General features: G+C 68.1%; 14 protein-coding genes. 5 read left to right on the top strand and 9 right to left on the bottom strand.

What is annotated here, in order from left to right:
• Window positions 1–55: 55 nt before the first annotated feature.
• Window positions 56–985 carry an ornithine carbamoyltransferase gene (gene argF / locus DPV79_RS12305; RefSeq protein ID WP_027789281.1) on the bottom strand — a complete coding sequence of 310 codons (930 nt, stop codon included), beginning with the start codon at window positions 983–985 and terminating at the stop codon, window positions 56–58.
• 413 nt (window positions 986–1,398) lie between these two features.
• Between argF and DPV79_RS12295 the strand changes: the two genes are divergently transcribed.
• Window positions 1,399–1,719 (top strand): DUF3579 domain-containing protein, encoded by a 321-nt coding sequence (locus DPV79_RS12295; RefSeq protein ID WP_021162567.1) that lies wholly within the window; start codon window positions 1,399–1,401, stop codon window positions 1,717–1,719.
• A gap of 168 nt (window positions 1,720–1,887) precedes the next feature.
• On the opposite strand, the gene rpsT is transcribed toward DPV79_RS12295, so the two are convergent.
• Window positions 1,888–2,160, bottom strand: a complete 273-nt coding sequence (gene rpsT, locus DPV79_RS12290; protein WP_006482211.1) for a 30S ribosomal protein S20 — start codon at window positions 2,158–2,160, stop codon at window positions 1,888–1,890.
• Window positions 2,161–2,464: 304 nt separating this feature from the next.
• Here rpsT and murJ point away from each other — a divergent pair, with 304 nt between their 5' ends.
• Together murJ and DPV79_RS12280 are read left to right on the top strand one after the other, a co-directional pair.
• Window positions 2,465–4,015 carry a murein biosynthesis integral membrane protein MurJ gene (gene murJ, locus DPV79_RS12285; RefSeq protein ID WP_060086433.1) on the top strand — a complete coding sequence of 517 codons (1,551 nt, stop codon included), beginning with the start codon at window positions 2,465–2,467 and terminating at the stop codon, window positions 4,013–4,015.
• A gap of 8 nt (window positions 4,016–4,023) precedes the next feature.
• Complete coding sequence (locus DPV79_RS12280; protein ID WP_039368457.1) at window positions 4,024–4,866, top strand: SirB1 family protein; 843 nt, start codon at window positions 4,024–4,026, stop codon at window positions 4,864–4,866.
• A gap of 63 nt (window positions 4,867–4,929) precedes the next feature.
• On the opposite strand, the gene DPV79_RS12275 is transcribed toward DPV79_RS12280, so the two are convergent.
• From DPV79_RS12275 to lpxK, 5 genes are all read right to left on the bottom strand, one after another.
• Window positions 4,930–5,688 carry an SDR family NAD(P)-dependent oxidoreductase gene (locus DPV79_RS12275; protein WP_113045534.1) on the bottom strand — a complete coding sequence of 253 codons (759 nt, stop codon included), beginning with the start codon at window positions 5,686–5,688 and terminating at the stop codon, window positions 4,930–4,932.
• Between the two features lie 295 nt (window positions 5,689–5,983).
• On the bottom strand, window positions 5,984–6,646 hold the full coding sequence (gene adk, locus DPV79_RS12270; protein WP_011352990.1) for an adenylate kinase: 663 nt from the start codon (window positions 6,644–6,646) through the stop codon (window positions 5,984–5,986).
• Window positions 6,647–6,854: 208 nt separating this feature from the next.
• Window positions 6,855–7,646 carry a 3-deoxy-manno-octulosonate cytidylyltransferase gene (kdsB, locus tag DPV79_RS12265; RefSeq protein WP_113045533.1) on the bottom strand — a complete coding sequence of 264 codons (792 nt, stop codon included), beginning with the start codon at window positions 7,644–7,646 and terminating at the stop codon, window positions 6,855–6,857.
• A gap of 116 nt (window positions 7,647–7,762) precedes the next feature.
• Window positions 7,763–7,957 (bottom strand): Trm112 family protein, encoded by a 195-nt coding sequence (locus tag DPV79_RS12260; RefSeq protein ID WP_006482216.1) that lies wholly within the window; start codon window positions 7,955–7,957, stop codon window positions 7,763–7,765.
• Window positions 7,938–8,966 (bottom strand): tetraacyldisaccharide 4'-kinase, encoded by a 1,029-nt coding sequence (lpxK, locus tag DPV79_RS12255; RefSeq protein ID WP_048026552.1) that lies wholly within the window; start codon window positions 8,964–8,966, stop codon window positions 7,938–7,940. The genes DPV79_RS12260 and lpxK overlap by 20 nt, the downstream gene beginning before the upstream one ends.
• Before the next feature lie 450 nt (window positions 8,967–9,416).
• On the opposite strand from lpxK, the gene xseA reads away from it, so the two are divergent.
• Together xseA and sodB are read left to right on the top strand one after the other, a co-directional pair.
• The gene (gene xseA, locus DPV79_RS12250) at window positions 9,417–10,799 is read left to right on the top strand and encodes an exodeoxyribonuclease VII large subunit (RefSeq protein WP_059484349.1); all 1,383 of its coding nucleotides are present in this window, start codon (window positions 9,417–9,419) and stop codon (window positions 10,797–10,799) included.
• 214 nt (window positions 10,800–11,013) lie between these two features.
• Entirely contained in the window at window positions 11,014–11,592 is a 579-nt protein-coding gene (gene sodB / locus DPV79_RS12245; RefSeq protein ID WP_011352986.1) for a superoxide dismutase [Fe], read from the top strand.
• A gap of 106 nt (window positions 11,593–11,698) precedes the next feature.
• On the opposite strand, the gene chrA is transcribed toward sodB, so the two are convergent.
• Window positions 11,699–12,907: a chromate efflux transporter gene (gene chrA / locus DPV79_RS12240; RefSeq protein ID WP_113045532.1), complete on the bottom strand. Its 1,209-nt coding sequence runs from the start codon at window positions 12,905–12,907 to the stop codon at window positions 11,699–11,701.
• A gap of 86 nt (window positions 12,908–12,993) precedes the next feature.
• On the bottom strand, window positions 12,994–13,701 hold the full coding sequence (locus tag DPV79_RS12235) for a Crp/Fnr family transcriptional regulator (RefSeq protein WP_021156376.1): 708 nt from the start codon (window positions 13,699–13,701) through the stop codon (window positions 12,994–12,996).
• Between the last annotated feature and the right edge of the window lie 15 nt (window positions 13,702–13,716).

The following is a 13,716-nucleotide window of genomic DNA, read 5'->3' as shown; positions in this document are numbered from 1 at the left end:
AAAAGCGCCGATCGACGATCGGCGCTTTTTACATGGGTTGCCGGGTGCCGGCGCGTCAGTGCTTGAGGCGGCCGAGCAGCAGGAACTCCATCAGTGCCTTCTGCACGTGCAGGCGGTTTTCCGCTTCATCCCATACGACGCTCTGCGGGCCGTCGATCACGCCGGCCGTCACTTCCTCGCCGCGGTGCGCGGGCAGGCAGTGCATGAAGAGGGCGTCCGGGTTCGCGTGGCCCATCATCTCCTCGTCGACGCACCAGTCGGCGAATGCCTGCTTGCGGGCCTCGTTCTCGGCCTCGAAGCCCATGCTCGTCCACACGTCGGTGGTGACGAGATCGGCGCCCTTGCACGCTTCGTTCGGATCGTCGAACACTTCGTAGAACGGCGCGCTGTCGGGCGACACGAGCTTCATGTCGAGCGCGTAGCCGGGCGGCGTGGACAGGCGCAGCTTGAAGCCGAGGATCTGCGCGGCTTCGATCCACGTGTAGAGCATGTTGTTCGCGTCGCCGACCCACGCGACGGTCTTGCCGGCGATCGGGCCGCGGTGCTCGTAGTACGTGAAGATGTCGGCGAGTACCTGGCACGGGTGGTATTCGTTCGTCAGGCCGTTGATCACCGGTACGCGGGAGTTGTCCGCGAAGCGCTGGATGATCTCCTGCTCGAACGTGCGGATCATGATGATGTCGACCATCCGCGAGATCACCTGCGCGGAATCCTCGACGGGTTCGCCGCGACCGAGCTGCGTGTCGCGCGTGCTCATGAAGACGGCGTGGCCGCCGAGCTGGAAGATCCCGGCTTCGAACGACAGGCGCGTGCGCGTCGAGTTCTTCTCGAAGATCATCGCGAGCGTGCGGTCGTGCAGCGGGTGATAGGTCTCGTAGTTCTTGAACTTGCGCTTCAGGATACCCGTGCGTTCGAGCACGTACTCGTAGTCTTCCAGCGAGAAATCCTTGAACTGCAGGTAGTGACGAATGGTTTTGGCGGTCATGAAGCGAAATGCGGCGGGTTGCACCCGGCAGCAAGGCCGGACGGCGCCGCCGTCGGGTGTGAATAACTCAAAGCAGCATAAAGGATTTTCTGTGCTTTGACGAGCCGGGGAGAGAAGCGGGGCGCGATCGCCGTGCACTGCGGGCGGCGCAGGGGGAGGGGTGTCGGGACGACGCGCGATGGCGCGCTGCGGTATAATCCAAAAGTTTTCTCCAGCCCGGCAGGCAAGCCTCTTCGCGCTCTGCCGGACACAAGCCGTGCGCTGCACAAATCCGGTGCAGTCCGCCGGCGGCGCACGTCGACGTCTCGTTTTCGGGATATCGGAATGCTTGTGCCGCCGTCCGTTTCAGCTTTGTGTTCGCGTATCCAGGCGCCGTTGCCTGGACATCGCCGGGCCGTCACTTGGGTAACCACATGGCTGAAACCCCTCCGACCGAATTCTTCATCCAGGGCATCACGAAAGACGGGAAAAAGTTTCGCCCGAGCGACTGGTCGGAACGTCTGGCCGGTGTGATGGCCTGCTTCGGGCCGGGGGCGAGCGGGCCGAACGCGCGCCTCAAGTATTCGCTCTACGTGCGTCCGACGATGCTCGGCGACCTCAAATGTGTGATCCTCGATTCCCGGCTGCGCGACGTCGAGCCGATGGCGTTCGATTTCGTGCTGAATTTCGCGAAGGACAACAACCTCGTCGTTACCGAGGCGTGCGAACTGCCGGACTACGACGCGAAGAAGTGATGCCGGCACGGGCGAGGGCGCATGCGGCGCCCACCCTGGCGCCCGTCCTGGCACATGTCGCCGGCCCGCAGGATGTGCGCCGGCGACAGGCGACAAAAAAGCCCGCCTAGGCGGGCTTTTTTGCGATCGCAGGAAACAGGAACGCCCGCGTGAGCGGGCGCACCGGAGTTACGCTGCTGCCTGCAGACCCTTGACGGCCGCGGCGAGGCGGCTCTTGCTGCGAGCGGCCTTGTTCTTGTGAACGATCTTCTTGTCGGCGATCGTGTCGATCGTCTTCACGGCAGCCTTGAACAGCTCGGCAGCCTTTGCCTGGTCGCCGGCTTCAACAGCCTTGCGAACCGACTTGATCGCGGTACGGAATTTCGAGCGCAGCGCCGAGTTGTGCGAGTTTGCCTTCGCGGCCTGGCGGGCGCGCTTGCGTGCTTGTGCGGAGTTAGCCATGACGGTTCCTTATCCTGTCCTGTTTCCAGAGCTTGGAGCCTGACGGCCAAGCGCTGCTTTTCGATCCGTCCCCTGAGAACGATTGCCCAGGGGCGCATAAAAAAACGGTGATTTTAACCGAGGCCGGGACATGAAAACGGCAGTTGCCGTGCATGTACGAGCCCAGAAACCGGCGATTATAGCAACAAAATCAAGCGAGTGGCAAGTTGAACGTGACGACCGTCGGGCGGGGCACCGGCGGCGTGCGTGCTTTTCGGCATCGGCCGCTGGCCGGGCCACGCAACGTCCGTATAATAAGCGCCCCATGAATCTATTCCGAGCCCTGCTGACGGTCAGCGGCTTCACGCTGCTGTCGCGCGTGACCGGACTGGCCCGCGAGACGCTGATCGCCCGTGCGTTCGGCGCCAGTCAATACACCGACGCGTTCTACGTCGCCTTCCGTATCCCGAACCTGCTGCGCCGCCTGTCCGCCGAAGGCGCGTTCTCGCAGGCGTTCGTGCCGATCCTCGCCGAGTTCAAGAACCAGCAGGGGCACGATGCGACGAAAGCGCTTGTCGACGCGATGTCGACGGTGCTGGCGTGGGCGCTTGCCGTGCTGTCGGTCTTCGGGATCGCCGGCGCATCGTGGGTCGTGTTCGCGGTCGCGTCCGGCCTGCACACCGACGGGCAGGCGTTCCCGCTCGCGGTCACGATGACACGGATCATGTTCCCGTACATCGTGTTCATCTCGCTGACGACGCTCGCATCCGGCGTGCTGAACACGTACAAGAGCTTCTCGTTGCCCGCGTTTGCGCCGGTGCTGCTCAACGTCGCGTTCATCGCCGCGGCCGTGTTCGTCGCGCCGCACCTGAAGGTGCCGGTGTTCGCGCTTGCATGGGCCGTCATCGTCGGCGGCGTGCTGCAGTTCCTCGTGCAGCTGCCGGGCCTGAAGAAGATCGACATGGTGCCGCTGATCGGCCTCAACCCGCTGCGCGCGCTGCGCCACCCGGGCGTGAAGCGCGTGCTCGCGAAGATGGTGCCCGCGACGTTCGCGGTGTCGGTCGCGCAACTGTCGCTGATCATCAACACCAACATCGCGTCGCGGCTCGGGCAGGGCGCCGTGTCGTGGATCAACTACGCCGACCGCCTGATGGAATTCCCGACGGCGCTGCTCGGCGTCGCGCTCGGCACGATCCTGCTGCCGAGCCTGTCGAAGGCGCACGTCGACGCCGATTCGCACGAGTATTCGGCGCTGCTCGACTGGGGCCTGCGCGTCACGTTCCTGCTCGCGGCGCCGAGTGCGCTCGCGCTGTTCTTCTTCGCGACGCCGCTCACCGCGACCCTGTTCAACTACGGCAAGTTCGACGCGCACACCGTCACGATGGTCGCCCGCGCGCTGGCGACCTACGGGATCGGCCTCGTCGGCATCATCCTGATCAAGATCCTCGCGCCGGGCTTCTATGCGAAGCAGGACATCAAGACGCCGGTGAAGATCGCGATCGGCGTGCTGATCGTCACGCAGATCTCGAACTACGTGTTCGTGCCGCTGATCGGCCACGCGGGCCTGACGCTGAGCATCGGCGTCGGCGCGTGCCTGAACTCGCTGCTGCTGTTCATCGGGCTGCGCAAGCGCGGCATCTACCAGCCGTCGCCGGGCTGGCTGCGCTTCTTCGTGCAGCTGATCGGCGCGGCGCTCGTGCTCGCCGGCCTCATGCATTGGCTGTCGATCAGCTTCGACTGGACCGGGATGCGTACGCAGCCGCTCGATCGCATCGCGCTGATGGCCGCGTGCCTCGTGCTGTTCGCTGCACTATATTTCGGTATGTTGTGGGTGATGGGCTTCAAATACGCTTATTTCAGAAGGCGCGCCAAGTGACGACCGCAATGACCCGCGTCCTCGACTACTTCAGCACGCTCGTGGCGGACGACGACAGTCTGCCCGTCACGGAAGCGGCGCTGTCGCTGGCGCAGGACGCGTATCCCGACCTCGACCTGCAGGGCACGCTGGCCGAACTCGACATGCTGGCGGCGCGGTTGCGCCGGCGGCTCACGGACGATGCGGACCTGAAGGGCCGCGTCGCCGCACTGAACGATTTCTTCTTCCGCGAGCTCGGCTTCGCGTGCAATCACAACGACTACTACGACCCCGATAACAGCCACCTGAACGCCGTGCTGAAGCGGCGGCGCGGGATTCCGATCTCGCTGTCGGTGCTGTATCTGGAGCTCGCCGAGCAGATCGGCGTGCCGGCGCGCGGCGTGTCGTTCCCCGGCCACTTCCTGCTGCGCGTCACGCTGCCCGACGGCGACCTGATCATCGATCCGGCCAACGGCCATTCGCTGTCCGAAGCCGAGATGGTCGAGATGCTCGAGCCGTACGTCGCGCGGGCGGCCGGTGCGGTCGACAGTGCGTTGCGCGCGCTGCTGCAGCCGGCGACGAGCCGCGAGATCATCGCGCGGATGCTGCGCAACCTGAAGACGATCTATCTTCAGACGGAACGCTGGCAGCGGCTGCTCGCGGTGCAGCAGCGGCTCGTGATCCTGCTGCCCGAGCACCTCGACGAAGTCCGCGACCGCGGTTTCGCGTATGCGCGGCTCGATTACCTGCGGCCCGCGCTCGAGGATCTCGAACAGTATCTCGGCGAGCGGCCGGACGCGGACGACGCCACTGTCGTCGAGTCGCAGGTGACCGAATTGCGGCAGCGGATGCAGCGCGACGGCGAGGACTGAGCTACCGCGACGCTGCCGGAACCCTGAATGAAAAACGCCCGCATCGCGGGCGTTTTTTTATGCCTATTTCGGCTGCATCCGGATCGCGCCGTCGAGGCGGATCACTTCACCGTTGAGCATCGGATTCTCGACGATCTGGCGTACCAGCTGCGCGTATTCGGCCGGTTTGCCGAGCCGCGGCGGGAACGGCACCATCGCGCCGAGCGCGTCCTGCACGTCCTGCGGCATGCCGAGCAGCATCGGCGTCTCGAACAGGCCGGGCGCGATCGTCATCACACGGATGCCGCTGCGCGACAGATCGCGCGCGATCGGCAGCGTCATGCCCGCGACACCGGCTTTCGACGCCGCGTACGCGGCCTGGCCGATCTGCCCGTCGAACGCGGCAACCGACGCTGTGCTGACGATCACGCCGCGCTCGCCGTCCGCGGTCGGCGCGGTGGCAGCCATCGCGGTGGCCGCGAGCCGGATCATGTTGAATGTGCCCACGAGGTTCACGTTGATCGTCTTCGCGAACACATCGAGCGGATGCGCGCCGTCCTTGCCGACGGTCTTCGCGGCGGGCGCAATGCCCGCGCAGTTCACGAGGCCGCGCAGCGTGCCGGCTTGCGTCGCCGCGCTGACGGCCGCGTGCGCGTCGGCTTCGCTCGACACGTCGCAGTGCACGAAGATGCCGCCCAGTTCGGTCGCGAGCGCCGTGCCCGCCGCGTCGTTCAGGTCGGCGAGCACGACCGCGCCGCCTGCCTGCGCGAGCATCCGCGCGGTGCCGGCGCCGAGGCCCGATGCGCCGCCCGTGATCAGAAACACGTTGCCGCGAATTTCCATGACTGTCTCCGTTGTTGAGCGCCCCTGGCGCTTTAGCGCTCAGGGCGAAACCATCCAAGGTGGTCGACTGCTATTCGTGCTTCGGCGCCGGTTGCGGTGCCGTGCAAAGCGGTTGCGCGGTTCGATGCCGTGCGAGCGGTTGAGATGCCGGCGCCCGGGTCGCGGGAGCGCCCGCACCCGACCGATTGTACGGGGCACGCTTGCGCGACGGCGAGACCGGAGCGGCCGTGCGAGCCCGCCCGGGCAAAAAAAAAGCCGCCCGGAACGGGCGGCTTGCGGGTGCGCGATGCGCTGCTTACTTCAGTGCGCCAAACGCGCGCTCGCGGATTTCCTCGACGCTGCCGAGGCCCGAGATCTTGCGATACTGCGGCGCCTTCAGGCCGTTTTCCTCGCCGCGTTGCGCCCAGTCGCCGTAGTACGTGATCAGCGGCTTGGTCTGCGCTTCGTACACTTCGAGACGCTTCTTGACGGTTTCTTCCTTGTCGTCGTCGCGCTGGATCAGCGGCTCGCCCGTCACGTCGTCATGGCCTTCGACCTTCGGCGGGTTGAACTTGACGTGGTACGTGCGGCCCGATGCCGGGTGCGTGCGGCGGCCGCTCATGCGCTCGATGATTTCCGAGAACGGCACGTCGATCTCGAGCACGTAGTCGATCGCGACGCCGGCTTCCTTCATGGCGTCAGCCTGCGCGATCGTGCGCGGGAAACCGTCGAACAGATAGCCGTTCGCGCAGTCGGATTCCTTCAGCCGCTCCTTGACGAGGCCGATGATCAGCGCGTCCGGCACGAGCTTGCCGGCGTCCATGTAGCCCTTCGCCTCGACGCCGAGCGGCGTGCCGGCCTTCACGGCCGCGCGCAGCATGTCGCCCGTCGAGATTTGCGGGATGCCGAATTTTTCCTTGATGAAGTTTGCCTGGGTGCCCTTTCCCGCGCCGGGCGCGCCCAACAGGATCAAACGCATGGTGATATCTCCAGTATGTAGATTCGTGTGGCGAGACGAAAAAAGCGCCGGCGACGGTGTGCGCGGGGCTTGCCTGGCGCGTGGCGGGCCGGTCTGATGCGGCGCGTCGGGTTGAGCGACGCGCGGCTGCCGGCAGGGCCGCGGGCGGGGTCAAGCGAGGACGCGCTGGTCGCGGACGGCTCGCACAATCGCCTGATTATGCCACGGGTTATTTTGATGACGGCTGAAAAAGGGCCTGCACGCGTGCGAGATCGGCCGGTGTGTCGATCCCGGCTTCCGGCGCGGACTCGGTGATCAGCACTGCGATGCGCTCGCCGTGCCAGAGCGCGCGCAGCTGTTCGAGCTGCTCGGCCTGTTCGATCGGCGCCTGCGCGAGCGTCGGATAGGTGCGCAGGAAACGCGCGCGATAGGCATAGAGGCCGATGTGCCGATAGACCGGGAAGGCCGGTGCAGGCATGGCCGCGACGTCGGGCCAGTGCGGCTGGTACGCGTCCCGGCTCCACGGAATCGGCGCGCGCGAGAAGTACAGCGCGACGCTCTGCGCGTCGAGCGCGACCTTCACCACGTTCGGGTTGAACACGTCAGCCGCGTCGTGGATCGGGTGGGCGGCCGTCGCGATCGCGCAGGCCGGATGGGCTGCGAGGTGCGACGCTACGTCGCGCACGAGCACGGGGTCGATCAGCGGCTCGTCGCCCTGCACGTTGACGACGACCGTGTCGTCGCTCCACCCGAACGTCGCCGCGACTTCCGCGAGACGGTCGGTGCCGGACGGATGGTCGGCGCGCGTCAGCACCGCTTCGAAGCCGTGATCGCGCGCGGCATCGAGCACGCTCTGCGCGTCGGACGCGACGAGCACCTGCTGCGCGCCAGCCTCACGTGCACGCTCGGCGACGCGCACGACCATCGGCTTGCCGCCGAGATCGGCGAGCGGCTTGTTCGGGAGCCGCGTCGACGCGAGCCGGGCGGGAATGACGGCGATGAAGGGTTGCGGGTGAGTCATCGGGGCGGGCGGTGAGAAGAACGGAGCGGGCGGCGCGCCTGGCGCGGGTCGCCCGGAGGGTTCGGCGCCCTGGCCGCGGACGGGCCGCGGCTCGGGCTGGAGCGGGGTCGGGCGGCTCAGCGGCCGGCCGGGTCGACCGGCGTGCCTTCGACGGTCTGGCGCGCTTCGTCGACCAGCATCACGGGGATGCCGTCGCGGATCGGGTAGGCGAGCTTGTCCGCGTTGCAGATCAGCTCCTGCGCGGCACGGTCATAGTGGAGCGGGCCTTTGCAGATAGGGCACACAATGATTTCAAGCAGGCGAGCGTCCACGGAGTTTCTCCACAACGAGGGCAATGAGGCGAGGGTCGAGCGCGGCTTCGACGGGGACGACCCACAGTCGAGCGTCGCGCCAGGAAGCGCCCAATTTTACTGCATCCTTCTCGGTGATCAGGATCGCGTCGACGGCGTCGTCGACGAACGGATTGTCGGCGAACGCGTAGTGATCGGGCAGCGCGCGCGTCGCGGGCGCGAGACCGGCCGCGCGCAGCGTCGCGAAGAAGCGTTCCGGCGCGCCGATGCCGGCCGCGGCGAGGACGCGCTCGTTCGCGAATTGCGACAGCGGGCGGCGCAGCGCCGGCTGGTCGAGGTGCCATGCGGCGCCCGGCGTGAGCGCGAGCGAATAGGTGTCGGGCCACGGCGGCAGCGCGCCGCTGTACGGATCGTTGACGAGCGTCGCGTCGCGGTGCCGCGACAGCGGCTCGCGCAACGGCCCGGCCGGCAGCAGGAAACCGTTGCCGCCGAGCCGGTGGTCGAACACGACGAGTTCGACCGTGCGCGCGAGGCGGTAGTGCTGCAGGCCGTCGTCGCTGACGATCACGTCGACGTCCGGATGCGCGGCGCGCAGCGCCTGCGCGGCCGCGACGCGATCCGGGCAGACCCAGACGGGCGCGCCGGTGCGGCGTGCGATCAGGAGCGGCTCGTCGCCGCCCGCGCCGGCGCGCGACGCGGCCGTGATGGCGGTCGGCGCCTTCACGTTCGCGCCGTAGCCGCGCGACACGATGCCGGGGGTGAAGCCGGCCGCTCGCAACGCGTCGACGAGCGCGATCACGGTCGGCGTCTTGCCGGTGCCGCCGACGGTCACGTTGCCGACGACGACGACGGGCACGCCGACGTCGACCGGCTTCTTCCAGCCCTGCGCGTAGGCGGTGCGCCGCAGCGCCGCGCACAGGCCGAACACGCACGCGAACGGCGTGAGTGCCCACGCGAGCGCGCCGCGGCGCTGCCATTCGCGCGTCAGGCGCGCTTCGAGCCGGGCGAGCGGGCCGTCGGGCGCGCTCATCGGGCCGGGCGCGGCAGGTCGTGCGCCGCGGCGTGGGACGGATTCGTCAAGGCGGATTCTCCGTTGGGCGGCGCATGCCGCGGGGTCTGCGGAAGGCGGCACTCTAGCGCGCCGCAGGCGGGCGCGGCAAGCGCGACCGGCCGACGCACCCCACGGGGCCGGATCGCGACGGCTTGTGGATAACTCTGTGAAGAACTCCCCGTTCGAATGAGTCAAACGCCCGCCGGGTGGGCCTCGAATCGGATGAGAATCGTTTCGAAAGTTTTAAAAATATATAAAAATCAATGTGTTATCTCAAATCGTCTGGATTTTTCCGCGGTTTTCAGGCGTTTCAAGCCGACGATTGCCAAAGTGTGGACACCTTCCGCGCGTCACCGCGCCCGCGCCCGGCGCTGGACGTCGCGCGCGTGTCGGACTATCGTGTCGCCGCCAGCATTCATCCGACCGTCCATGCCTTCCGACTCCCCATTTGCCGCACCGGGTGCCACCCGCGGCGGCGACGAAGTGATACCCGTTTCGGCGCTCAATCGCGCGATTTCGACGATGCTCGAGCGCTCGTTTCCGCTGCTGTGGATTTCGGGCGAAGTGTCGAATTTCACCCGCGCCGCGAGCGGCCACTGGTATTTCTCGATCAAGGACCAGCAGGCGCAGATGCGCTGCGTGATGTTCCGTGGCCGCGCGCAATACGCGGAATTCACGCCGCGTGAAGGCGACCGGATCGAGGTACGCGCGGTCGTGACGATGTACGAGCCGCGCGGCGAAGTGCAGCTCAACGTCGAGGCCGTGCGGCGCACGGGCCAGGGGCGCCTGTACGAGGCGTTCCTGCGGCTGAAGGCGCAGCTCGAGGGCGAGGGACTCTTCGCGCCCGAGCGCAAGCGGCCGCTGCCGCCGCACCCGCGCGCGATCGGCATCGTGACGTCGCTGCAGGCCGCCGCGCTGCGCGACGTGCTGACCACGCTCGCGCGCCGCGCGCCGCACATTCCGGTGATCGTCTATCCGGCGCCCGTGCAGGGGGCGGGCTCGGCGGAAAAGCTCGTCGCGGCCGTCGAGACCGCGAATGCGCGCCGCGAGGTCGACGTGCTGCTGGTCTGTCGCGGCGGCGGCTCGATCGAGGATCTGTGGTCGTTCAACGACGAGGCGCTGGCGCGCGCGATCGCGGCGAGCGAACTGCCGGTCGTGAGCGGCGTCGGGCACGAGACCGATTTCACGATCGCGGACTTCGCGGCCGACCTGCGCGCGCCGACGCCCACCGGCGCCGCCGAGCTCGCGAGCCCGCAGCGCGCACTGCTGCTGCGCGAGGTCGCCGAGCGCCAGCGTGCGCTCGCACGCGGCATGGAACGCCGACTGGAGCAGCGCGCGCAGCAGCTCGACTGGCTCGCGCGCCGGCTGGTGAGCCCGGCCGAGCGGCTGCAGCGGCAGCGCACGCACGTCGAGCAGCTTGCCGTGCGGCTGGCGTCGGCGGCGTCGCGGCCGGTACGCGACGCGCGCGCGCGGTTCGCGCTCGCGCAGTTGCGCTGGCAGCGCGCGCGCCCCGATCCGTCGCAGGCGCGCCAGGCACTCGCGGGGCTGTCGCAGCGCCTTGCGCTCGCATTGCAGCGCCGTCACGAACGCGACACGGCTCGCGTGTCAGCCTGTGCGGCAAGGCTCGAGGTGTTGAGCCCGCAGCGCACGCTCGAGCGCGGTTATGCGGCGCTGATCGATGCGCAGACGGGCCGCGCGGTGCGCACGCCGAACGCATTGAAGCCGCAGCGCCGCCTGACCGTGCATCTCGCCGAAGGCTCGGCCGACGTGTCGCTCGCCGACGTGCAGCCGCGCCTCGCCGATACGATCTGACGTGAGCGGCGCACGCGCCGCGACCGGGCAAAACGCGCGGGAACGGCGGTTGCGCGGTATCGGCTCGTCCCTGTGGACGATGCGCGAACATCGCTTTTCCGCATACCGCGGATAAATGGCCCGTGAGTTTGCGGGGTTATTCGTCCTCGCCTACAATCGGACGCTCGGCAGCATTCAACACAAGCCCCCCTACATACTCAACGAAGGAATCGCCATGGCTCATACGCTCCCGCCGCTCCCGTACGCTGAAGACGCACTCGCGCCGACCATCTCGCTCGAGACGATCCAGTACCACTACGGCAAGCATCATCAGGCTTATGTGACGAACCTGAACAATCTGATCCCGGGCACGGAATTCGAAAACCTGTCGCTGGAAGAGATCGTGAAGAAGTCGTCGGGCGGCATCTTCAACAACGCCGCGCAAATCTGGAACCACACGTTCTTCTGGAACAGCCTGTCGCCGAACGGCGGCGGCGCACCGACGGGCGCGCTGGGCGACGCGATCAACGCGAAGTGGGGTTCGTACGACGCATTCAAGGAAGCGTTCACGAAGGCCGCGGTCGGCACGTTCGGTTCGGGCTGGGCATGGCTCGTGAAGAAGGCTGACGGCTCGCTCGACATCGTGTCGACGAGCAACGCAGCAACCCCGCTGACGACGGCCGACAAGGCACTGCTGACGATCGACGTGTGGGAACACGCGTACTACATCGACTACCGCAACGCACGTCCGAAGTTCGTCGAAGCGTTCTGGAACATCGTGAACTGGGACTTCGCAGCGAAGAACTTCGCGTAAGGTCCGGCACCTGCGCGCCGCTACGGCGCGCGGTACCCAGCAGAAAAGCCCTCGTTTCGAGGGCTTTTTTGTTTTTGCCGCAGCGAAACGTGCCGCGCGTGCCCGGTCAGGCGAGGAGGCCGAGCCCCCAGCCGAGCGCCGCGCTCGCGATCACGACGGCCCAGGGCGGCACGCGCCAGAACACCAGCGCGACGAATGCGACGAGTGCCGCGGCCAGGTCGCGCGGCGCCATGATCGTGTCGGTCCAGACCGGGTGATAGAGCGCCGCGAGCAGCAGCCCGACGACGGCCGCGTTCACGCCCGCGAGCGCGGCCTGCATCCGCGTGCTGCGGCGCAGGCGTTCCCAGAACGGCGCGGTGCCGGCCACCAGCAGGAACGACGGCGCGAAGATCGCGACCAGTGCGATCGTGCCGCCGAGCCAGCCGTTCGGCGCATCGCGCAGCGACGCACCGAGGAATGCCGAGAACGTGAACAGCGGCCCCGGCACGGCCTGCGCGACACCATATCCGGCCAGGAACGCCGCATCGCCGACCCAGCCGGGCGCGACCACGGCCGCCTGCAGCAGCGGCAGCACCACGTGGCCGCCGCCGAACACGAGTGCGCCGGTGCGGAAGAACGCATCGACGACGGCGAGCGTATCGGATTGGAGCGCGCGGGCGGCGAACGGCAACGAGACGAGCAGCGCCGCGAACAGCGCGAGCCACAGCAGGCCCGCGCGATGCGACACGTGCAGCGGCAACGGCTCGTGTGCGTCGCGTGCCGGCTGCGGCAGCAGCACGAGGCCGGCCGATCCGGCCGCGACGATCACCGCAATCTGCGTCCACGCAGCCGGCGCGAGCAGTGCGGCGCACGCGGCCGCGGCCATCAGCGTGACGCGGCGCGCATCCGGGCACAGCGTGCGTGCCATACCCCATACGGCCTGCGCGATCACGGCGACCGACACGATGCGCAGCCCGTGCAATGCACCGGCTTCGATCGGCGCGCCCGTCGCGTGCACGCCGAGCGCGAACAGCATCATCAGCAGCGCCGACGGCAGCGTGAAGCCGAGCCAAGCGGCGAACATGCCCGCGTAGCCGGCGCGCGCGAGGCCGATCGCCATCCCGACCTGGCTGCTCGCGGGCCCCGGCAGGAACTGGCACAGCCCGACGAGATCCGCGTAGGTGCGTTCGGTGAGCCAGCCCCGCCGCGTGACGAATTCGGCGCGGAAGTAGCCGAGGTGCGCGACCGGGCCGCCGAACGACGTGAGGCCGAGCCGCAGGAACGCGACGAAGACGGGCCACGGATGGCGGGAGGGGACGGCGGTCGATGGATTCAAGGCGGGGCGATGGGGAGCGGACGAGCCGCCACGATAGCGCAACCCGGCGGTGGCGGGGTAACGCATCACGGTGCGGTGCGCGTTGCTCAGCGCGTGCCGTCTCCCAGCCCGCTCGCGCGGCGCAGCGCGTCGATATCGACGAGTTCGATCTCGCCGACGTGCAGCCGCACGATGCCGTCGGCCTGCAGCGCCTTCAGCAACTGGTTGGTGGTCTGCCGCGTGATCGACAGCATCGACGCGAGCGTTTCCTGCGACAGCCGCACGCGCGTGCGCCCGGCGCTGATCCCGCCGTAGCCGTCGGCGATCATCAGCAGGCGGGCGGCGAGCCGCTGCGCGGCCGGCATCACGCTCATCGACTCGACGGTCAGGAAGCTCAGGCGCAGCTTCTGCGCCATCAACAGCGCGAACTGCCGCCAGTATTGCGGCGTCGCGTCGAGAATCGCGAGCAGCGCGGCCTGCGGGACGTGCAGCAGCAGCGCGTCGTCGAGCGCGATCGCGTCGTGCGTGCGCGGCTGGCCGTCGAACAGCGCGATTTCGCCGAACCATGTGACGGGCTCGGCGACCGTCAGCAGCGCCTCCTTGCCCTGCGGATCGACCGCACCTATCGTGAGTGAACCGGCCAGTACCGCGTACAGCCCGCACGGCGGGTCGCCGCGCCGGAACAGCGCATGGCCGGCCGGCAGCCGGCGCAGCGCCGCGCGGGCGAGCAGGTCCGCGCGCAACGCGGGCGGCAGCGCGGCGAACCACGGGTTCGCTTCGATCTGCGGCAGGTACGGGGCGAGCGAAGAGGGCATGGGCACGCGATGTCG

Origin of the sequence: Burkholderia reimsis (assembly GCF_003294055.1) — a bacterium.
Lineage (GTDB): Bacteria > Pseudomonadota > Gammaproteobacteria > Burkholderiales > Burkholderiaceae > Burkholderia > Burkholderia cepacia.
Note: the sequence above shows the minus strand (reverse complement) of the source record. Positions and strands in the feature narration are given on the sequence as shown.

Excerpts from the sequence above, each read along its gene's own strand:
- argF (WP_027789281.1), bottom strand. The coding sequence starts at position 985 with ATGACCGCCAAAACCATTCGTCACTACCTGCAGTTCAAGGATTTCTCG.
- DPV79_RS12295 (WP_021162567.1), top strand. The coding sequence starts at position 1,399 with ATGGCTGAAACCCCTCCGACCGAATTCTTCATCCAGGGCATCACGAAA.
- rpsT (WP_006482211.1), bottom strand. The coding sequence starts at position 2,160 with ATGGCTAACTCCGCACAAGCACGCAAGCGCGCCCGCCAGGCCGCGAAG.
- murJ (WP_060086433.1), top strand. The coding sequence starts at position 2,465 with ATGAATCTATTCCGAGCCCTGCTGACGGTCAGCGGCTTCACGCTGCTG.
- DPV79_RS12280 (WP_039368457.1), top strand. The coding sequence starts at position 4,024 with ATGACCCGCGTCCTCGACTACTTCAGCACGCTCGTGGCGGACGACGAC.
- DPV79_RS12275 (WP_113045534.1), bottom strand. The coding sequence starts at position 5,688 with ATGGAAATTCGCGGCAACGTGTTTCTGATCACGGGCGGCGCATCGGGC.
- adk (WP_011352990.1), bottom strand. The coding sequence starts at position 6,646 with ATGCGTTTGATCCTGTTGGGCGCGCCCGGCGCGGGAAAGGGCACCCAG.
- kdsB (WP_113045533.1), bottom strand. The coding sequence starts at position 7,646 with ATGACTCACCCGCAACCCTTCATCGCCGTCATTCCCGCCCGGCTCGCG.
- lpxK (WP_048026552.1), bottom strand. The coding sequence starts at position 8,966 with ATGAGCGCGCCCGACGGCCCGCTCGCCCGGCTCGAAGCGCGCCTGACG.
- xseA (WP_059484349.1), top strand. The coding sequence starts at position 9,417 with ATGCCTTCCGACTCCCCATTTGCCGCACCGGGTGCCACCCGCGGCGGC.
- sodB (WP_011352986.1), top strand. The coding sequence starts at position 11,014 with ATGGCTCATACGCTCCCGCCGCTCCCGTACGCTGAAGACGCACTCGCG.
- DPV79_RS12235 (WP_021156376.1), bottom strand. The coding sequence starts at position 13,701 with ATGCCCTCTTCGCTCGCCCCGTACCTGCCGCAGATCGAAGCGAACCCG.